Raw genomic sequence first — 19,255 nt, 5'->3', positions numbered from 1 at the left:
GGTGGCCAGGCTGTTCGTCTCGACCCGCGACCCGCTTGTCGAACTCCCCGCCGAGATCGCCCAGGCCCTGGCCGCGCTGAACCCCGCCCTGCATCCCGACCTCGCCCAGTTCCGCGCCCTGCTGGACGAGGGCCTGGGGCCGGACCTTCCGTCCCTCGCCCGGGACGGCGGTTTCGTCGGCGAGGGCGTGCGGCCGGAGCTGGACCAGGCCCGCGCGCTGCGCGACGACAGCCGCCGCGTCATCCTGCAGCTCGAGGCGCGGCTGGCCTCGGAGAGTGGCGTGGCGCTGAAGGTCCGCCACAACGCGGTCCTCGGCTACTTCGTCGAGACGACGGCCAAGGCCGCCGAGCCGCTGTTCGCGGCGCCCCTGAACGCCACCTTCATCCACCGCCAGACCCTGGCCAACCAGGTCCGCTTCACCACCGTCGAACTGGCCGAGCTGGACGCCAGGATCGCCCAGGCCGCCGAGCGGGCCCTGGCCATCGAGCTCGACACCTTCGAGGCCTGGCGCGACGCGGCCGTCAGCGTCGCCGCCGACATCCAGGCCGCAGCGTCCGCCGCCGCGCGGCTCGACGTGGCCTCGGGCGTCGCCGAATGGGCCGAGGACGTGGGCGCATCGCGCCCGGTGGTTGACCGCTCCACCGCCTTTGAGGCCGAAGCGGCGCGCCATCCGGTGGTGGAAAACGCCGTGCGTCGCGCCGGCGAGGCGTTCACGCCCAACGACTGCCGGTTGGACGGTGCGGGCGCCGGCGGACCGAGGCTGGCCCTCGTCACTGGCCCGAACATGGCCGGCAAGTCGACCTTCCTGCGCCAGAACGCGCTCCTGGCCGTGCTCGCCCAGGCCGGCTGCTTCGTACCCGCCAAGCGTTTGCGGCTGGGCGTGGTCGACCGGCTGTTCAGCCGCGTGGGCGCCGGCGACGACCTGGCCCGGGGCCGCTCGACCTTCATGGCCGAGATGGTTGAGACCGCCGCGATCCTCACCCAGGCGACGCCGCGCTCCTTCGTGATCCTCGACGAGATCGGGCGCGGCACCGCGACCTATGACGGCCTGGCCATCGCCTGGGCTTGCGCCGAGGCGCTGCACGAGACCAATCGCTGCCGCGCCCTCTTCGCCACGCACTATCACGAGCTGGCGGTGCTGGAGCAGCGCCTGGCCTATGTCGCCAACCTCTCGCTCAGGGCCAAGGAGTGGAACGGCGACCTGATCTTCCTGCACGAAGCCGGGCCTGGTCCTGCAGACCGCAGCTACGGCGTGCAGGTTGCGAAGCTGGCCGGTGTTCCGGGGCCCGTGGTCGCCCGGGCCAAGGACGTGCTGGAGCGGCTGGAACGCGAAGCCGCCGGCCCCGCCAACCTCGATGCCTTGCCGCTATTCGCTGCGGTGGCGGAGGCCGCGCCGTCGTTCGGGGCCAGCCCGGCGGAGGAGGCGCTGCGGGTGATGGACCCCGATGGGATGAGTCCGCGCGAGGCGATGGAAGCGCTGTACCGGTTGAAGGGGCTGCTCGGATAGCCTTCCCTCCCTTAATGGGGAGCGACAGATCGCGCAGCGATCAGGGTGGGGCAGTCGCGCTCAAGCTCTGACACAGCGCGCTGGCCCACACTTCCCCACCCGTCTCCCCCGGATCAAGTCCGGGGTCGCCACCCTCCCCAGAGCGGGGAGGGAAGGCGAATTTCGCCATCCACCGAAATACCACTTGCGACGCCCGCTTTATTCGCTAATTTGCTACTTAGCGAAATACGAAACGTCAAAGGCGCCCTGTGTCCGAAGTCTATAGAGCCCTGGCCGATCCTTCCCGCCGGCGGATCCTCGAGCTGCTGCGCGAGCAGGATATGAGCGCCGGCGAGATCGCCGCCCACTTCCAGCTCGCCAAGCCGACGCTGTCCGGCCACTTCGCGGTCCTGCGCGAGGCGGGCCTCGTGACGCCTGAGAAGACCGGCACGACGATCGTCTACCGCCTGAACGTCTCGGTGCTCGAAGAGGCGCTGATGGCGCTGATGGACGCTTTCAAATTCCTCGACGCCAAGCCGCAGGGCCGGGCGTCGGCCAAGCCTCGCAAAGGAATAGGCTGATGCGCATTTCCAACGCGACCTGGGTCGCCGCGATCCTGACCGGCGCTTCCGTCCTCGTGGCCGGCTGGGCGTGGTTCATGCTTCCGGCCGGCGCCGGGGTCCCTGTGAACTATCTCGGCCTCGATGGTCTGCGCCACCACGGTGTTTCACGCGAGGCGCTTTGGCTGATCCCGGTCATCTCCGGGTTCGTGGCCACGGCCATGACCTTCGCGCCCGGGTTTGGCGCCCGGGGGCAGGTGGAGCGCGCCGCCGAAGTCTTCGACATCACCCTGATCGCCGTGGCGGGTTTGCTGCTGGTGGTGCAGTTCACGCTCGTTGGCCGGGCGCTGGACCCGGAGTTCAACGTCATGCGCCCGGTGGCCATCGCGACCGGCGTCCTGCTGCTGGCGATCGGCAACTATCTCGGCAAGGCCCGCCGCAACGGGTTCATCGGGGTCAAGACGCCCTGGACGCTGGCCGACGCCGGCGTGTGGGACAAGACGCACCGCTACACAGGCCGCGGGATGGTCATCGCCGGGCTGGCGCTCGTCGCCTCGGGCTTCCTGCTCCACGCCGCCGCCGCCCTGGGTCTCGCCATTGGCGCCTGTTCCGCCCTTCCCATGCTGTTCGGCATCGCCCGGTCGCGCAGCCTGCACCGCGCCCTACCAAGGGCCTGAGACAACTCCGCAGGCGCGGGCCGGCCGAAAGCATCCTATATCCGAGGCATGCCGCCGCGCCTCAAACCCACTCGCCTCGAATACGTCGTCGACGGTGTGCGAATGCGCGCCCAGCTGTCGGCCGCCGCGCTGGAAGCGGGCGACGAGCCGGCGCAGCGCAAGGCGGCGCTGGAGATCCTCAAGGCGGCCTTGTTCCGCGGCCGGATGATCGCCAAGGAGCGGCTGGAGAACGGCGCTGGCGGCATCGAGACGGCGCGGCTGATCTCCGGCGTGACCGACGAGGTGATCACCGCGCTCTGGGACTTCACTACGGTGCACGTCTTCCGCGCCCGCAATCCAACGGAGGGCGAAAGACTGGCGCTGATGGCCGTCGGCGGGTACGGCCGCGGCACGCTCGCGCCCTACTCCGACATCGATCTGTTGTTCGTGCGGCCCTACAAGCAGACCGCCCACGCCGAGAGCGTCATCGAATATATGCTCTACGCCCTGTGGGACCTGGGCTTCAAAGTCGGTCATGCTTCGAGGACGGTCGAAGAGTGCGTGAAGCTCTCCCGGGAAGACTTCACCATCCGCACTTCGATCCTGGAGGCGCGCAGGCTGATCGGCGACGAGAAGCTGGCCGACGAGCTGGTGCGGCGCTTCCAGAACGAGGTGGTCAAGGGCACCGGCGCGGAGTTCGTCGCCGCCAAGCTGAAGGAGCGCGACGAGCGCCACGCCCGGGCCGGCGCCAGCCGCTACATGGTCGAGCCCAACATCAAGGAGGGCAAGGGCGGGCTTCGCGACCTCAACACCCTCTTCTGGATCGCCCAGTATCTGCATCCCGGCCAGTCGATTGAGAAGGTCATGCAACTGGAGATGTTCGAGCGACGCGAGGTGCGCGCCTTCATCCAGGCCTTCGACTTCCTGTGGGCCGTACGCGCGCATCTGCATTTCACGACGGGCCGGCCGGAAGAGCGCCTGACCTTCGACCTGCAGCCGGAGATCGCGCAACGGATGGGCTATGGCGACCGGGCCGACAATCCGGCGGTCGAGCGGTTCATGCGGCGCTACTTCCTGATCGCCAAGGAGGTCGGGGCCCTGACACGGGTCTTCGCCGCCAAGCTGGAAGCCGAGCGGGTGAAGACCGCGCCGCGCGGCCTGTCGCGCCTGCTGCCCGCGCGGCGGCCCAAGCGCACGCCGCTCGACGTACCCGGGTTCCACGAGATCGGCGGGCGGCTGAACATCGACAGCCCGGACATCTTCGAGGCCGACCCGATCAATCTGCTGCGGCTGTTCAAGATCGCCGACGAGCGCAACCTCGACCTGCACCCCGACGCCTTCACGGCGGCCACGCGGCTCGCGCCCCTGATCACCTCGGGCGTGCGGCGCGACCGCCATGCGGCCAAGGTGTTCCTGTCGATCCTGGCCCACGGGCGCGATCCGCAGCGGACGCTGACCCTGATGACCGACGCCGGTGTGCTCGGCCGCTACCTGCCGGAGTTCGGGCGCATCGTCGCCCAGATGCAGTTCAACATGTACCACTCCTACACGGTGGATGAGCACACCCTGCGGGCCGTGGGGGTGATCTCCGACATCGCCGCCGGACGCTTCGCCGACGAAAATCCGCTGTCGACCGCGATCATGCCGCTGATCGTCGACCGCGAGGCCCTGTTCCTGGCCATGCTGCTGCACGACACCGGCAAGGGTGGCGCGGGCGGCCAGGAGAAGGCGGGCGCGCGGGCGGCGCGGTCGGCCTGCGAACGACTGGGGCTGGAGCGCTCGAAGATCGAGCTGGTCGCCTGGATCGTCGAGCATCACCTGGTGATGAGCGACACCGCCCAGAAGCGCGACATCTCCGATCCGCGCACGGTCACCGACTTCGCCAAGATCATCGAGACGCCGGAACGGCTGCGCCTGTTGCTGGTGCTGACGGTGGCCGATATCCGCGCGGTGGGGCCGGGCGTCTGGAACGGCTGGAAGGGTCAGCTGCTGCGGGAGCTCTACGGCGCCACCGAGGCGGTGTTCCGCGGCGGCCGCGGCTCCGACACCGCCGCGGCGTTGAAGCGCTATCACGAGAACGCCGCCTATGACGCCCGCGTGCGGGTGGCCAAGGCCGACCCGGCCGCCGAGGCCTGGGCCGACGCCATGGAGGACGCCTATTTCTCGGCCTTCTCTGAAAGCGAGGTGCTGAGCCACGCCGCCCTGTCGCGCCGCGCCGGAAACGGGGCCGCTGCCGAGGGCCGGGTGCGGCTGGACCGCAACGCCGCGGAGGTCTCGGTGGCCGCGATCGACCGCCGCAGGCTGTTCGTCGACTTGGCGGGCGCCATCACGGGCGCCGGGGCCAATGTGCTGGGCGCGCGGGTCTTCACCTCGCGCGCCGGCCAGGCGCTGGACGTCTTTTACCTGCAGGACGCGGCCGGCCAGCCGTTCGGCGGCGACAATCCGCGATCGCTGGCCCGCCTGGTCGAGAGCCTGGAGGCCGCCGCCCGGGGCGAGCCGGCGCCGACCGAGCCGCGGCGCTCCGCCGATCTCGGCCGCGCGGCGGCCTTCTCCATCGAACCGGCGGTGATGCTGGACAACGACGCGTCGGAGACCTCGACGGTGGTGGAGGCCTCCGGCCGCGACCGACCGGGCCTCTTGGCGGCGCTCGCCCGCACCATCGCCGACGCGGGCCTGTCGATCCTGTCGGCCCACATCGATGGCTATGGCGAACGCGCCGTCGACGCCTTCTACGTGACCGGGCCGAAGGGGCTAAAGGTGACCGACGCGCGCAAGGGCAACGCCCTCAAGGCCGCCCTGCTGGCCGCGCTCAACGACGCTGACCAGGAAGAGCCGCGCCGGGCGCATCTGCAACGCGCCCGGGCCAGCGTCGCGCGCTAGCCATGCCCACCCGGCCCGGACGCCGCACCGGTCAGGAATCGGCCTTTACAGGCGATGTCTTCATGCGGCCGCGCCCTCTGCCACGGGACCGCGCTGCGGCGGGCGGAAGAAGGCGGCGAGCAGCAGGACGGCGAGCGCCGCCATGCCGGTGGGGATCATGAACAGGCTGCGGTAATCGACCTTGCCGGCGGCGTCGGTCCAATGGGCGATCAGCGCGGGGAAGAGGAAGCTCGCGCCGACGTTTCCGATCCCCAGGATCAGCAGGTTGAACAGCCCCTGGGCGCTGGAGCGGACATCCTTCGGGAAGGTCGCGTCCACGAAGATGTACACGGTGGCGAAGAAGAAGGCGTAGCAGATGCCGTGCAGCAGTTGCACGGCCACGATCACCGGCACGCTGTCGGCGAAGAAGGCGAACACCGAGAAGCGTGCGGCGTGGCCGAGGATGCCCACGATCATGGTGGTCTTCCAGCCCAGCCGCGCCAGCACGCCGCCAAGCACGAACATGGTCACGATCTCGGCCAGCTGGCCCAGGCTGAGCACGATCATCGACAGGTTGCCGGCGATGCCCACGCGGTGGGTCAGGAAGTTGTCGGCCATCACGAAGTAGCCGTTGTGGATCACGCTATCGATGAAGGTGACCGCGAACAGCACGCCCACGAACGGCACGCCCAGGAGCTTGATCGCCTCGCGCCAGGCCAAGGGGTCGCCAGATCGCGAGTCGGGGGCCTGGGCGTCGCGCTTCGGCGGGGTGTGCGGCAGGGTCAGGCTGTAGGCGGCCAGTGCAAACGAGACGATCGCGGCGACCAGGAAGATCCAGCGCACCTGCGCCGCGTCGGCCTTGGCGCCCAGCAGGAAGACGAACGGCCAGCTCACCAGCACCCAGCCGACCGTGCCGCCCATGCGGACGGCGCCGAAGTCCCTGGCCGGGTCCTTCAGGTTGGCGAAGGCGATGGAGTTGGAGACCGACAGGGTCGGAACATAGAGCAGGCTGAAGACTAGGTAGGCCGCGAAGAACGGCCAGAAGCTGGTCAGGAAAGCGCAGGCCGCCAGCGCCAGGCCGCTCAACGCATGGCTGCCGGCCATGAACCGCTCGGCGGCGAAGTTGCGATCGGCGAACTGGTTCGAGAAGAAGATCCCGGCCACCGAGGCGATGCCCCAGGCGCTGCCGACCAGCGACTGCTGCCAGGGCGCAAAGCCCAGCATGCCCATGTAGGGGAACAGCTTCGGCGCCCAGGCGCCCCAGACCGCCAGCTGCAGCACCATCATCAGAAAAAGCCGCGTGCGGACCGTCATCTTTGCTCCCCCGGCGCGAGTCTCTATGCCCCGCTTGGCCTATCGATTACACAGTTGACGCCTAAGCGCACCTGTCGCGATCCGATCGGCAAACACCTCGCGACTGGCACGGTTTGACCTCTCCCGCCGCCGGCGCCAAGGTCGCTGAAGGTCAGTGGTTCGCGAGGGATTAGAGAGCATGGCGCAAGCAAGTGAAGCGCCGCCCCCTTTGCGCATCGGCTTCATCGGCTCGGGCTTCATCGCCAAGTTCCACGTCAAGAGCTTCCAGTCCGTCCGCCACGCTCAGATCACCGGCGTCTACAGCCCCACCGCGACCCATCGCGAAGAGCTGGCGGCGATGGTCAATGCGGCCGAGCTCGGCCCCTGCCGCGCCTATGGCGACCTGGAGAGTCTGCTGACCGCCGACGACGTCGACGCCATTTGGCTGTTGGCCCCCAACGACCGCCGGCTGGAGGTTATGCAGGCGATCCACGACGCGGTGAAATCCCGGCGCTCCAAAGTTCGTGCGGTCGCCTGCGAAAAACCGCTCGGCCGGACCTTGGCCGAGGCCCGCGAGGTGCTGCGGCTGGCCGAGGACGCGGGCCTCGCCCACGGCTATCTGGAGAACCAGGTGTTCTCCACCGCCGTCGAGCGCGGCAAGGAGATCGTCTGGCGCCGCGCCGTCCCGGCCTCGTCACGCCCCTATCTGGCCCGTGCGGCGGAAGAGCACTCCGGCCCGCACGAGCCCTGGTTCTGGCAGGGCCCGCGGCAGGGCGGCGGCGTGATGAGCGACATGATGTGCCACTCCGTCGAGGTCGGCCGCTTCCTGCTGACCGCCCCGGACGCGCCGCGCGCCAGCCTGACGGTGAAGTCGGCTCAAGGGTCGGTCGGCTATCTGAAGTGGACCCAGGCCCGCTACGCCAAGAGCCTCGCCAAGGATTTCCAGGGCGTCGAGATGCAGGCCCATCCGGTGGAGGACTTCGCCCGCGCCACCATCACGCTGGAGGACGAGACCGGCCAGGAGCTGATCATCGAGGCCTCGACCTCCTGGTCCTATGTCGGCCCGGGCCTGCGCATCGACCTGGCCCTCCTGGGCCCGGAATACGCCATGGAGTTCTCCTCGCTGAACCCCAGCCTGAAGGTGTTCCTGTCCCGCGCCATCACCGGCGGTCAGGGTGAGGACCTGGTGGAGAAGCAGAACGCCGAGCAGGGCCAGATGCCCATCGTCGAGGACGAGGCCGGCACCTACGGCTACGTCGGCGAGAACCGCCACATGGTCGACTGCTTCCGGCACGGTAAGACGCCTATCGAAACGTTCGAGGACGGCGTCGAGGTCACCAAGATGGTCATGGCCCTCTACAAATCCGCGGAGACCGGTCAGGTGGTGAACCTGCCCGACCCGACCCTCGAAACCTACGTGCCGGTCCCGGCGCGGATCGGAGCTTGAGACATGGCGGCAGAGCCCTATGACGTAATCATCGTCGGCTCGGGAGCCGGCGGCGGGATGAGCGCCTATCACCTGACCAAGTCGGGGATGAAGGTGCTGATGCTCGAGGCCGGGCGCGACTACGATCCGCGCGTCGAGACCCCGATGTTCAACACCAACGCCGAGGCGCCCCTGCGCGGCGTCGGCACGCCGGACAAGCCCTTCGGCTTCTACGACGCCACCGTGGATGGCGGCTGGGAGGTGCCTAACGAGCCCTACACCGTGGCCGAGGGCTCCGAGCCCTTCATCTGGTGGCGGCCGCGGATGCTGGGCGGGCGCACCAATCACTGGGGGCGCATCGCGCTGCGCTTCGGGCCGCTGGACTTCAAGCCGCGCAGCCGCGACGGCCTGGGCTACGACTGGCCGATCACCTACGACGACGTGGCGCCCTGGTACGGCAGGACCGAGAAGCTGATCGGGGTCTCCGGCGCGGCGCCGGCCCGCGGCCTGCTCAACACCCCGGACTCGCCGCCCGGCTGCCTGATGGAATCCGCGCCGCCGCGTGCCTTCGAGATCTTTTACGAACGCGCCTTCCGGGCCATGGGCATCCCGGTGATCCCGATGCACGGCGCGGTGGTCACCGGCCAGATGGAAGGGCGCAACACCTGCCTCTTCGCCACGCCCTGCGGGCGCGGCTGCGCGATCGGGGCCAACTTCCAGTCGACGACGGTGCTGCTGCCGCCGGCCATGGCCACGGGCAACCTGACCATCACCACCAACGCCCTGGTCTATCAGGTGGACCTGGACAAGGCCGGCCGCGCCAAGGGTGTCACCTACGTCGACCGCAAGACCGGCCAGCACCATTCGGCGACGGCGAAAACGGTGGTCCTGGCCGCGGGCTCGGGCGAGACGGCGCGGATCTTGCTGAACTCCAAGACGCCGGCCTTCCCCAATGGCCTCTGCAACACCCACGGCATGGTCGGCCGCTATCTGATGGACAGCGTCGGCACCGGGGTCACCGGCCAGTTCCCGGCGCTCGAAGGCCTGCCGCCGACCAACGACGACGGCCAGGGCACCCAACACACCTACATTCCGTGGTGGGGCTACGAGAGGCAGAAGGAGCTGGGCTTCGCCCGCGGCTACCACATCGAGATCGGCGGCGGCCGCCACATGCCGTCCATGGGCATGGCCGGCCTGGTGCGCGACGACGAGAGCCTGGTGGGCGACGACCTTCGGGCCAAGCTGCGCCAGCGGTTCGGCTCGACCATCGGCTTCGACGGCCGCGGCGAGATGATCCCCAACGACGACTGCTATTGCGAGATCGATCCGGTCGCCAAGGACAAGTGGGGCATCCCGGTGCTGCGCTTCCACTGGAAGTGGGGCGAGCACGAGACCAACCAAGCCGCCCATGCGGTGAAGACCTTCCTGGAGGTGATCGACAAGCTCGGCGGCAAGCCCGAGGGCCACGTCGAGACGGACGGCAGGAAGGCCATCTCCAAGGGCGGCGAAATGATCCACGAGATCGGCACCGCGCGGATGGGGCACAACGACACCGACTCGGTGGTCAACCAGTACGGCCAGTCCTGGGCGGTGCCGAACCTCTTCATCATGGACGGGGCGACCATGGTCTCAAGCCCGGACAAGAACCCGACGCTGTCGATCCTGGCGCTGGCCTGGCGCTCGGCGGACAACCTGGCCACCATCGCCAAGCAGGGGGCCCTATGAGCACCGAAACCCCGGAGCCCTATGTCTCGAAGATCGACCGGCGCACCGCGCTCGCCTGGGTCGGCGTGGTCGGCGCTGCCATCGCCGGCGGCGCGGGCGTGGTGGTCTATGGCCCGAAGATGGGCGGCGAGGTCGTCACCCGCGGCTACGGGACAGATCCCAAGCTGACCAAGCCGGAAAAAGCGCCTTGGTCGCGGATCATGACGCCCGACCAGCTGACCACCGCGGCGATCCTGGCCGACTACATCCTGCCGGCCAGCGGACCCGCGTCCTCGGCCAGTTCGCTGGGCGTGCCGGACTTCATCAACGAGTGGGTCAGCGCGCCCTATCCGGACCAGGTCAAGGACCGCCCGGTTGTGATGAACGGCCTGAATGCGCTCAGCGCCAAGGTGCTGAGAGCCGGCGCCTCCGAACGGGCCGCGGCGCTCGCGGCGCTGCCGAAGGCTACTGACCAGGCGACGAAGGCCTTCTGGAAGAAGTTCCGCGGCCTGACCATCGGCGCCTATTACACGACCGAAGCCGGGTTCAAGGACATCGGCTACATCGGCAACGTGCCGCGCACCTCCGATCCCGGCCCCTCGGCCGAGGTCAAGGCGGCGCTGGAAAACGCATTCAAGAAACTCGGCCTCTAGGAGCCTGCGACCCATGAAAGCCCTCGCCCTCGGCCTCGCGGTCGCCTCCCTGCTCATGACCGCCGCGGCGCCGGCCTTCGCCGCCGACAATGCGCTCACCCCCGCCGAGAAGGCCGACGGCTGGAAGCTCCTGTTCGACGGCAAGTCGACGGCCGGCTGGAAGGGGTTCAAGACCGAGGCACCCGACGCCGGCTGGACGGTCAAGGACGGCGCCCTTGGCCCGACGCCCAAGGTCTCCAAGGACCTGGTCTCCAAGGAGAATTTCGAGAATTTCGAGCTAGATTTCGATTGGAAGATCAGCCCGAAGGGCAACTCCGGCGTGATGTTCCACGTGATCCCAGTGGGCGATGAGACCTACGAGAGCGGCCCCGAGTACCAGATCCTAGACAACGCCCACGGCGAGCCGCCGCCGCAGCAGGCCGCCTCGCTGTTCGCCCTCTATCCGCCATCGAAGGACATGACCAAACCGGTGGGCGAATTCAACCACGGCCGGATCGTCGTCGACCATGGCAAGGTGCAGCACTGGCTGAACGGCGTGAAGGTCGTGGAGTACGACATGAACTCCGCCGAGTTCAAAGCCCGCGTGGCGGCATCGAAGTTCAAACGCTGGCCGCAGTTCGCCACCGGCAAGACCGGCGCCATCGCCCTGCAGATGCATGGCGAACCCGGCGACCCCGTCTGGTTCAAGAACATCAAGATCAAGGTGCTGAAGTAGCGGTCGGTCCGCCCGCGCGCCAAAATGCACCGCGCGCCGGGCGGCGGCCCACGCTAGTTTGCCGCCTGTGAATCGCCCTCCGTCCGAGACGCCGCCGCCCGTGACCGCCACAACGAAGCCCACGACGGCGGCCGACAAACCGGGCGGCCTGATCCGCTCGTCGATGATTTTTTCGGGCTTCACGCTGATCAGCCGGCTGATGGGCTTCGTGCGCAACCTAGCGATCAGCTACTTCATGGGGGCGAGCGCCACCTTCGCGGCCGACGCCTTCAATGCCGCGCTCTCCTTCCCCAACCTGTTCCGGCGGATCTTCGCGGAAGGCGCTTTCGCCGCGGCTTTCGTGCCGGCCTATTCCCGCTCGCTCGAGACCGACGGCGAGGCGGTGGCCGACGAGCTGGCGGCCGACGCCATGGCGGTGCTGGCGGCGGCGACGCTCGCCATCACGGTCGTCGCCGAACTGACCATGCCCTGGCTGATGTTCCTGATCCGGCCGGGCTTCGCGGCCACGCCGGAGAAGTACCGGCTGGCGGTCCTGCTGACGCAGATCACCATGCCCTACCTGCCCTGCATGGCGATCTACGCGCACCTGTCGGGCGTGCTGAACGCCCGCAATCGGTTCATCCTTTCGGGCGCGGCGCCGATCCTGCTGAACCTCTGGACGCTTGCGGCGATGCTGCCGACCCACAGTCCGGTGCAGGCCGCGGTCTGGGCTTCCATCGGCGTGACGATTGCCGGCGTCAGCCAGGCGGGCCTGCTCTGGTGGGGCGTGCGCAAATCGGGCGCCGATGTGACCCTGCGCTGGCCCAGGCTGACCCCGCAGATCAAAGCCCTGATCGCGCTCGCCGTCCCCGGCGCCATCGGCGCGAGCGTCACTCAGATCAACGTCTTCGTCTCCGGCATCCTGGTCAGCCACGTCAATGGCGCAGCCTCCTGGATCGCCCAATGCGACAATCTCTACCAGCTCCCGCAAGGGCTGGTGGGCGTGGCCATCGGCGTGGCGCTGCTGCCGGCCCTGTCGCGCGCCATCCACGCAGGGGATCACGAGCGCGCGCAAAAGGCCATGGACGACGCCATCGTCTTCGCCATGGCGCTGACCCTGCCGGCCGCCACGGGCCTGGTCTCCATCCCCTTCTTCATCGTCGACGCGCTCTATACCCGCGGCCTGTTCACCCTCGTCGATGCGCACCAGACCGCCTCGGCGCTCCTGCAATACGGCTGGGGCGTGCCGGCTTTTGTCCTGGCCCAGCTGTTCAGCCGGGCTTTCTTCGCGCGTCAGGACACGACGACGCCGATGCGCTTCGCCCTGGTCTCGGTGGCGGTGAACGTGGCCCTCGGGATCACCCTCTTCCATTTCTTCGGCGTGGCCGGCATCGCGGCGGCGACCGCCAGCGCCTGGTGGCTGAATGTGGTGATGATGGGCGTGACGCTCGCGCGGCGCGACCACTACCGCCCCGGCGCCAAGGCCGTGTCGCGGCTGATCCGCATCGTGGTCGCCAATGTGGCGCTGGCGGTCCTGCTGGCCGGCGCGTCCCACTACCGCGCCCAGATGCAGGGTCTGTTCGGCGGCTTCCATGTGACCCATGGCCTGGGCCCCAAGGAGTTCGCCATCGCGCTCACCGTGATCGTGGCGGCGGCGATCTATCCGCTGCTGCTGTTCGGGTCAGGCGGGCTGACGATCGCCGAGGCCCGCGGCGCGCTTCGCCGCCGCAAGGGCGACCCGCCGGAAGGGCCCGCGGACTTGCCGTGAGCCGGCCGCGGTTCTATTCAGCGCCCATGACCTCTCGGGGCCACCTGACCTGGCGATGGCGCTGAAGCGCCGACCCACCCGCCTCATCCGGGCCTTGCGCCCGTGCGTCAAACTCCCGAGAAGCCTTACCCCATGACTGACCAAGCTCCGGCCCCGTATGCGGGCAAACCGCGCGTGCTCTCCGGCGTGCAGCCGTCCGGCGACCTGCACCTGGGCAACTACCTGGGCGCGCTGGTGAAATTCGCCCGCCTGCAACACGAGATGGAGACCTTCATCTTCGTGGCCGACCTGCACGCTATCACCGCCTGGCAGGACCCGGCCAAGCTGAAGGGCCAGGTCCGCGAGATCGCCGCGGCCTATCTGGCCACCGGCCTCGACCCCAAGGTCGCAACCATCTTCGCCCAGTCCGCCGTGCCGGCGCACGCGGAGCTGGCCTGGGTGTTCAACTGCGTCGCGCGCCTGGGCTGGCTCGACCGGATGACCCAGTTCAAGGACAAGGCCGGCAAGCACAAGGAACGCGAGAGCGTCGGCCTCTACACCTACCCGGTGCTGCAGGCCGCCGACATCCTGGTCTACAAGGCGACCCACGTGCCCGTCGGCGAGGACCAGCGCCAGCACCTGGAGCTGACCCGCGACATCGCCGCGAAGTTCAACCACGACTTCGACGCGCCGGGCTTCTTCCCCCTCCCGGAAGCCCTGACCCAGGGGCCGGGCGCACGGATCATGAGCCTGCGCGACGGGTCGGTGAAGATGTCCAAGTCCGACCCCTCGGACAATTCGCGGATCAACCTGACCGACGACGCCGACACGATCAGCCAGAAGATCCGCAAGGCCCGCACCGACGCCGATGTCCTGCCGGAAAAGCTCGACGACCTCGCCGGCCGCGCCGAGGCGCAGAACCTGATCGGGGTCTATGCCGCTCTGTCGGGGTGCACCGCCCAGGACGTGCTCACCGAGTTCGCCGGCCAGGGCTTCGGGGCCTTCAAACCGAAGCTCGCCGACCTGGCGGTCTCGGTCATGAGCCCGATCGGCGGCGAGATGCGCCGCCTGCTTGCCGACCCGGCTGAGATCGACCGGATCCTGAGCGCCGGCGCCGAGCGGGCCCGTGAGGTCGCCGCGCCGAACCTGGCCGAGGTCAAGCGCATCGTGGGCTACTGGGCCGGCTGAGCCTTGCGCGGCGATCCCAGCCGCGTCACCGTCACGGCATGAGCCAGCGCAAGTTCCTCGTCGTGGCCGACGACACGCCGGAATATCAGGCGGCGCTGCGCTTCGCCTGCCGCCGGGCGCGCTCCACCGGCGGCTATGTCGCCCTGCTGCGCGTGATCGAGCCGGAGTATTTCGAGCACTGGTCCGGCGTGCGCGAGGAGATCGAGCGTCAGGCGCGCGAGGAGGCCGAGGCCGTCCTGCAGAAGTCCGCCGAGCTGGTGAAGGCCGAAACGGGCCTGCCGCCGGAGTTCATTATCAAGCACGCCGAGAACGTCCGCACGGCGCTGCGCGAGGTTATCGCCGGCGATCCCGACATCAAGATCCTGGTGCTGGCGGCCGCGGTCGGCGGGCGTGGTCCGGGCCCGCTGGTGGCCTCGCTGGCCAAAGAGGGCGTGACCTGGGGCGGCCGCAAGGTGCCAGTGACCCTGGTGCCCGGCGACCTCACCGACGACGAGATCGCCGAACTGGCGTGAACTTGCGTTGGGCGGCCCGCGGCGCCACATCTTCGGCATGTTCATCCAGACCGAGCCGACCCCGAACCCCGAGGTCCTGAAGTTCCTGCCCGGCCGCGAGGTCATGGGCGAAGGCACGCGCGACTTCCGCGACGCCGCTGACGCGCAGGCTTCCACCTTGGCCACGGAGCTGTTCGGCCTCGAGGGCGTCGAGCGGGTGTTCTTCGGCCCGGACTTCCTGACGGTGGGCAAACTGGCCGACTACGACTGGAGCCATCTGAAGGCGCCGATCCTGGCGGCCATCATGGACCACTTCACCTCCGGCCAGCCGTTGTTCGCCGCCGAGGGCGACCAGGCCGGCGGCCATGATGAGGGGATTTACGAGGGCGAAACCGCCCAGATCGTCGCCGAGATCAAGGATCTGCTAGACACCCGCATCCGCCCGGCCGTGGCCCAGGACGGCGGCGACATCCTGTTCAACCGCTTCGACGTGAACACCGGCGTGGTCTACCTCAACATGCGCGGCGCCTGCTCCGGCTGCCCGTCGTCCTCGGCGACGCTGAAGGCGGGCGTGGAGAACATGCTCAAGCACTACGTTCCGGAAGTGACGGGCGTCGAACAAACCCTCTAAGACGAGGGCGGATGATCATCCTCGGCCTGGATACCTGCCTTTCAAGCTGCTCGGTCGCCGTGCTCGACGGCGAGCGTGTGCTTGCGTCTGGGCGGGAAATCATGGCGCGAGGGCATCAGGAACGCTTGGCGCCCATGGCGCGTGACGTGATGGCGGACGCCGGCCTCGCGTTTGATCGTCTGGACCGCATCGCCGTCACCGTCGGCCCCGGCTCCTTCACCGGCCTGCGGGTCGGCATCGCCTTCGCCAAGGGCCTGGCCTTCGCCCTGGGCAAGCCGGCGGTGGGGATCGGCGCGCTGGAGGCCCTGGCGGCCCAGGCTCCGGGCCTGGTTTTCCCGGCCATCGACGCTCGCCGCGGCCAACTCTACCTGCAGGCCTTCGATGACGGGGCCGCCCTGATGGCCCCGGACGCGGTGACCGCCGCGGTCGCCGCCGCGCGCATCGCCGAGCTGTCGCAGGGCCGCCCCTTCACCTTGATCGGCTCCGGCGCGGTCCTGCTGGCCGACTTCGCGCTGTCCGCGACCGTGATCGCCGTCGAGGGCGCCGACGCCCGGGACGTGGCTCGCCTGGCCGCTGGCCGCGGGCCTGGCCCCCTGAAGCCCCTCTATCTGCGCGCGCCCGACGCGAAACTGCCGGCATGAGGCTGATCCGCTCAACGCCCGCCGAATGCGAGGCCATGGCCGCGGTCCATGCGGAAGCCTTCGACAAGCCCTGGCGCGACGACGAGTTCGAGGACCTGCTGGACGGCGAGGGCATCTACGGCTTCCTGGCCGCGAGCCAGGACGAAACCCCGCTGGGCGTTATCCTCTGCCGTGTCGCGGCCGGCGAGGTCGAGATACTGACCCTGGGCGTCGCCGAGGCCGGACGTCGCCGCGGCGTCGCCCGCGCCCTGCTGGCGGCGGCCCTACCCACGGCGCGGGACATGGGCGCGGCGGAGGCCTTCCTGGAGGTCGCGGTAGACAATGAAGGGGCCATCGCCCTCTACGCCGCCGCGGGGTTCCGCAAGGCGGGCGTGCGCAAGGCCTACTACGATCGTCGGCCCGTAGGTTACACCGACGCCCTGGTGATGCGCCTCGACCTTAACGCCGCCGCCGCTTAGACCTATCCTGGTTGGAATTCGGAAATCGGGAGCCCGCGTGTCGGACCGCATCGAAAAGCTCTGCATCGAGAAGGGCATGCGCATGACCGAGCAGCGCCGGGTGATCGCCCGCGTGCTGTCAGAGGCCCACGACCATCCCGACGTCGAAGAGCTGCACCGCCGCGCCCACGCGGTCGATCCGCACATCTCCATCGCCACGGTCTACCGGACCGTGCGCCTGTTCGACGAGGCCGGGATCATCACCCGACATGACTTCCGCGACGGCCGTTCCCGCTATGAGGAGCAACCCGACCAGCACCACGACCACCTGATCGACATGAAGACCGGCAAGGTGGTGGAGTTCATGGACGCCGAGATCGAGGCCCTGCAGGAAGCCATCGCCAAGAAGCTCGGCTACAAGCTGGTGGATCACCGCCTCGAGCTCTACGGCATGCCGATCGAGGAGAAGTGAGCGCGCAGCGACTCATCCCGGCGACGGCCGGGATCCAGCACTGCGCAGCGACCGGCGAAAGTCCGCGAACTTGCGCCGCTCTCCCGGCAACCCCATAACCCCAGCCATGTCAGACCCCGCGCCCTCCAAGCGCCTCTTCATCAAGACCTACGGCTGTCAGATGAACGTCTATGACAGCGAGCGGATGGCCGATGTGCTGTCGCCGCTGGGCTATGCGATGACCGACACGCCCGATGGCGCCGACCTAGTGGTGCTGAACACCTGCCACATCCGCGAGAAGGCCACCGAGAAGGTCTATTCCGAACTTGGCAAGCTGAAGGAGATGCGCGACGAACGCATCGCCGAGGGTGGCTCGCGGATGACCATCGCCGTCGCCGGTTGCGTCGCCCAGGCCGAGGGCGAGGAGATCATGCGCCGCCAGCCCGCGGTGGACCTGGTCGTGGGGCCGCAGGCCTATCACCAGCTGCCGGAGCTGATCGCACGCAGCCACCGCGCCCGGGGCGAGCGGCTGTCGGCCGATTTCGCGGCGGATGAGAAGTTCGACGCTCTGGGGCCGGTCGGCCGCACAGCCAATGGAGTCACAGCGTTCCTCACCGTGCAGGAGGGTTGCGACAAGTTCTGCACCTTCTGCGTGGTGCCATATACCCGCGGCGGCGAGTGGTCGCGCAGCCCGGAGACCATCGAGGCGGAAGCCCGCGATCTGGCCGCCCAGGGCGTGCGCGAGGTCACCCTGCTGGGCCAGAACGTCAACGCCTATGCCGGCCAGGGCGGGCTCGCCGCCCTGGCCCGCCGGCTGGCGGCGATCCCAGGCCTCGACCGCATCCGCTACACGACCAGCCACCCGCGCGACATGGACGACGCCTTGATTGCCGCCCACGGCGAGCTGGACGCGCTCATGCCCTATCTGCACCTGCCGGTGCAGTCGGGCTCGGATCGCATCCTGAAGGCCATGAATCGGGCGCACACGGCCGAAAGCTACGTCCGCCTGATCGGGCGTATCCGCGCCGCCCGGCCCGACATGGCGATCAGCGGCGACTTCATCGTGGGCTTCCCGGGCGAACGCGATAGCGACTTCGAGGCGACCCTCGCCCTGGTGCGCGAGGTGAACTACGCCACCGCCTTCAGCTTCAAATACTCCCGCCGTCCCGGCACGCCGGCCGCCGCCATGCCCGGCCAGGTGGACGAAGCGGTGAAGGACGAGCGGCTGGCGCGGCTGAACGCCCTGCTGGACGAACAGGCCCGCGGCTTCAACGCCTCGCAGGTCGGCAGGGTGCTGCCGGTGCTGTTCGAGCGCCCCGGCCGCCATCCCGGCCAGCTGATCGGCCGCAGCCCCTATCTGCAGGCTGTTCACGCGACCGCACCGGATCGCTTGATCGGCCAGACCGTTCCGGTTCGTATCGAGTCCTCCGCGCGGATGAGCCTGGGCGGAGTGCTTGTCGAAGCGACGGAGCTGGAGCCCGCGTGAGCCGCGCGCCCGAATTCATCAATCTGTCCGACGCGGCCGCGCGTGCGGTGGCCGGCGCCAACTCCCGCCACGCTGCCCTGATCGAAGACGCCTTCGATGTGCTCGTGGAGACGCCGGGCGGCGGGGTCTCGCTCAGCGGCGGCTCCAAGGGCCGGACAGCGGCCAAGAAGGCGGTCCACGCCATCGCCGAACGCGCCGACCAGGGTCTCGACATCTCCGAGGCCGACGTGCGCGTGGCGATCGGCAATGCGCGGTCTGGCGCCGCCGGTCCCGGCGCCTTGCCAGTCGGCCGCCGCGGCCAGGTGGCGCCCAAGACCAAGACCCAGGCCGAATATCTGCAGGCGCTAGCCAGGAACGAGCTGGTCTTCGGCCTCGGCCCCGCCGGCACCGGCAAGACCTTCCTGGCCGTGGCCCATGGGGCAGGTTTGCTGCTGCGGGGCGAGGTGGATCGGCTGATCGTCAGCCGTCCCGCCGTTGAGGCCGGTGAGCGTCTCGGCTTCCTGCCGGGCGACCTGACCGAGAAGGTCGATCCCTACATGGCCCCCATCTGGGAGGCGCTGAACGACATCCTCGGGGCCGAGCAACTGCGCCGGCGGCGCGAAAAGGGCGAGATCGAGGTGGCGCCGATCGCTTTCATGCGCGGCCGCACGCTCAGCTCGGCGTTCGTCATCGTCGACGAAGCGCAGAACGCCACCCGCTTGCAGATGAAGATGGTGCTGACGCGCCTGGGCGAAGGCGCGCGCATGGTGGTCACCGGCGACCCCAGCCAGGTCGACCTGGTCAATCCGCGCGACTCCGGCCTGCGCCACGCGGTGAAGCTCCTGCGGCGGATCGAGAGCGTGGGCGTGGCCG

General features: G+C 69.1%; 18 protein-coding genes. 17 read left to right on the top strand and 1 reads right to left on the bottom strand.

Translation table 11 applies throughout. The features are described 5' to 3' along the window. From mutS to VHS75_RS03620, 4 genes are all read left to right on the top strand, one after another. Window positions 1-1,507 (top strand): DNA mismatch repair protein MutS (gene mutS, locus VHS75_RS03635; protein WP_329637240.1); only part of this gene is annotated, 1,507 nt, incomplete at its 5' end. Window positions 1,508-1,755: 248 nt separating this feature from the next. Continuing rightward, entirely contained in the window at window positions 1,756-2,067 is a 312-nt protein-coding gene (locus VHS75_RS03630) for an autorepressor SdpR family transcription factor (protein ID WP_329637239.1), read from the top strand. Continuing rightward, window positions 2,067-2,723 (top strand): SdpI family protein, encoded by a 657-nt coding sequence (locus VHS75_RS03625; RefSeq protein WP_329637238.1) that lies wholly within the window; start codon window positions 2,067-2,069, stop codon window positions 2,721-2,723. Before VHS75_RS03630 ends, VHS75_RS03625 begins: the two co-directional genes overlap by 1 nt. A gap of 48 nt (window positions 2,724-2,771) precedes the next feature. Next, window positions 2,772-5,582, top strand: coding sequence for a [protein-PII] uridylyltransferase (locus VHS75_RS03620; RefSeq protein WP_329637237.1), 2,811 nt, complete (start codon window positions 2,772-2,774; stop codon window positions 5,580-5,582). Window positions 5,583-5,642: 60 nt separating this feature from the next. Here the strand turns inward: VHS75_RS03620 and VHS75_RS03615 are convergent, their stop codons facing one another. Further along, window positions 5,643-6,875, bottom strand: coding sequence for an MFS transporter (locus VHS75_RS03615; RefSeq protein WP_329637236.1), 1,233 nt, complete (start codon window positions 6,873-6,875; stop codon window positions 5,643-5,645). 178 nt (window positions 6,876-7,053) lie between these two features. Here VHS75_RS03615 and VHS75_RS03610 point away from each other — a divergent pair, with 178 nt between their 5' ends. The 13 genes from VHS75_RS03610 to VHS75_RS03550 form a co-directional block, all read left to right on the top strand. After that, window positions 7,054-8,301: a Gfo/Idh/MocA family oxidoreductase gene (locus VHS75_RS03610; RefSeq protein WP_329637235.1), complete on the top strand. Its 1,248-nt coding sequence runs from the start codon at window positions 7,054-7,056 to the stop codon at window positions 8,299-8,301. A 3-nt stretch (window positions 8,302-8,304) separates the two neighbouring features. Further along, entirely contained in the window at window positions 8,305-10,005 is a 1,701-nt protein-coding gene (locus VHS75_RS03605; RefSeq protein ID WP_329637234.1) for a GMC family oxidoreductase, read from the top strand. Next, window positions 10,002-10,637, top strand: coding sequence for a gluconate 2-dehydrogenase subunit 3 family protein (locus VHS75_RS03600; RefSeq protein WP_329637233.1), 636 nt, complete (start codon window positions 10,002-10,004; stop codon window positions 10,635-10,637). Before VHS75_RS03605 ends, VHS75_RS03600 begins: the two co-directional genes overlap by 4 nt. A 13-nt stretch (window positions 10,638-10,650) precedes the next feature. Next, window positions 10,651-11,352 (top strand): DUF1080 domain-containing protein, encoded by a 702-nt coding sequence (locus VHS75_RS03595; RefSeq protein WP_329637232.1) that lies wholly within the window; start codon window positions 10,651-10,653, stop codon window positions 11,350-11,352. A 100-nt stretch (window positions 11,353-11,452) separates the two neighbouring features. Beyond that, entirely contained in the window at window positions 11,453-13,099 is a 1,647-nt protein-coding gene (gene murJ / locus VHS75_RS03590) for a murein biosynthesis integral membrane protein MurJ (protein ID WP_329637231.1), read from the top strand. Window positions 13,100-13,231: 132 nt separating this feature from the next. Continuing rightward, window positions 13,232-14,266, top strand: a complete 1,035-nt coding sequence (trpS, locus tag VHS75_RS03585) for a tryptophan--tRNA ligase (protein WP_329637230.1) — start codon at window positions 13,232-13,234, stop codon at window positions 14,264-14,266. Between the two features lie 38 nt (window positions 14,267-14,304). After that, on the top strand, window positions 14,305-14,778 hold the full coding sequence (locus VHS75_RS03580; RefSeq protein WP_329637229.1) for a universal stress protein: 474 nt from the start codon (window positions 14,305-14,307) through the stop codon (window positions 14,776-14,778). 37 nt (window positions 14,779-14,815) lie between these two features. Continuing rightward, window positions 14,816-15,388 carry a NifU family protein gene (locus tag VHS75_RS03575; protein WP_329637243.1) on the top strand — a complete coding sequence of 191 codons (573 nt, stop codon included), beginning with the start codon at window positions 14,816-14,818 and terminating at the stop codon, window positions 15,386-15,388. Between the two features lie 14 nt (window positions 15,389-15,402). Further along, window positions 15,403-16,029, top strand: coding sequence for a tRNA (adenosine(37)-N6)-threonylcarbamoyltransferase complex dimerization subunit type 1 TsaB (gene tsaB / locus VHS75_RS03570; RefSeq protein WP_329637242.1), 627 nt, complete (start codon window positions 15,403-15,405; stop codon window positions 16,027-16,029). Then, window positions 16,026-16,487, top strand: a complete 462-nt coding sequence (locus tag VHS75_RS03565; RefSeq protein ID WP_329637228.1) for a GNAT family N-acetyltransferase — start codon at window positions 16,026-16,028, stop codon at window positions 16,485-16,487. Before tsaB ends, VHS75_RS03565 begins: the two co-directional genes overlap by 4 nt. 76 nt (window positions 16,488-16,563) lie before the next feature. Further along, entirely contained in the window at window positions 16,564-16,938 is a 375-nt protein-coding gene (locus VHS75_RS03560) for a Fur family transcriptional regulator (RefSeq protein ID WP_329637241.1), read from the top strand. Window positions 16,939-17,044: 106 nt separating this feature from the next. Beyond that, the gene (gene miaB / locus VHS75_RS03555) at window positions 17,045-18,403 is read left to right on the top strand and encodes a tRNA (N6-isopentenyl adenosine(37)-C2)-methylthiotransferase MiaB (RefSeq protein WP_329637227.1); all 1,359 of its coding nucleotides are present in this window, start codon (window positions 17,045-17,047) and stop codon (window positions 18,401-18,403) included. Beyond that, window positions 18,400-19,255, top strand: an 856-nt coding sequence (locus VHS75_RS03550) for a PhoH family protein (RefSeq protein ID WP_329637226.1), incomplete at its 3' end; no start/stop codon positions are given. The genes miaB and VHS75_RS03550, both read left to right, overlap by 4 nt.

This window comes from Phenylobacterium sp. (assembly GCF_036264965.1).
Taxonomy (GTDB): Bacteria; Pseudomonadota; Alphaproteobacteria; order Caulobacterales; family Caulobacteraceae; genus Phenylobacterium.
The sequence above is the reverse complement of the archived record's forward strand: the minus strand, read 5'-3'. Positions and strand labels throughout refer to the sequence as shown.

Excerpts from the sequence above, each read along its gene's own strand:
- VHS75_RS03610 (WP_329637235.1), top strand. The coding sequence starts at position 7,054 with ATGGCGCAAGCAAGTGAAGCGCCGCCCCCTTTGCGCATCGGCTTCATC.
- VHS75_RS03625 (WP_329637238.1), top strand. The coding sequence starts at position 2,067 with ATGCGCATTTCCAACGCGACCTGGGTCGCCGCGATCCTGACCGGCGCT.
- miaB (WP_329637227.1), top strand. The coding sequence starts at position 17,045 with ATGTCAGACCCCGCGCCCTCCAAGCGCCTCTTCATCAAGACCTACGGC.
- trpS (WP_329637230.1), top strand. The coding sequence starts at position 13,232 with ATGACTGACCAAGCTCCGGCCCCGTATGCGGGCAAACCGCGCGTGCTC.
- VHS75_RS03580 (WP_329637229.1), top strand. The coding sequence starts at position 14,305 with ATGAGCCAGCGCAAGTTCCTCGTCGTGGCCGACGACACGCCGGAATAT.
- VHS75_RS03595 (WP_329637232.1), top strand. The coding sequence starts at position 10,651 with ATGAAAGCCCTCGCCCTCGGCCTCGCGGTCGCCTCCCTGCTCATGACC.
- VHS75_RS03600 (WP_329637233.1), top strand. The coding sequence starts at position 10,002 with ATGAGCACCGAAACCCCGGAGCCCTATGTCTCGAAGATCGACCGGCGC.
- VHS75_RS03560 (WP_329637241.1), top strand. The coding sequence starts at position 16,564 with ATGCGCATGACCGAGCAGCGCCGGGTGATCGCCCGCGTGCTGTCAGAG.
- VHS75_RS03615 (WP_329637236.1), bottom strand. The coding sequence starts at position 6,875 with ATGACGGTCCGCACGCGGCTTTTTCTGATGATGGTGCTGCAGCTGGCG.
- VHS75_RS03620 (WP_329637237.1), top strand. The coding sequence starts at position 2,772 with ATGCCGCCGCGCCTCAAACCCACTCGCCTCGAATACGTCGTCGACGGT.
- VHS75_RS03575 (WP_329637243.1), top strand. The coding sequence starts at position 14,816 with ATGTTCATCCAGACCGAGCCGACCCCGAACCCCGAGGTCCTGAAGTTC.
- VHS75_RS03565 (WP_329637228.1), top strand. The coding sequence starts at position 16,026 with ATGAGGCTGATCCGCTCAACGCCCGCCGAATGCGAGGCCATGGCCGCG.
- VHS75_RS03605 (WP_329637234.1), top strand. The coding sequence starts at position 8,305 with ATGGCGGCAGAGCCCTATGACGTAATCATCGTCGGCTCGGGAGCCGGC.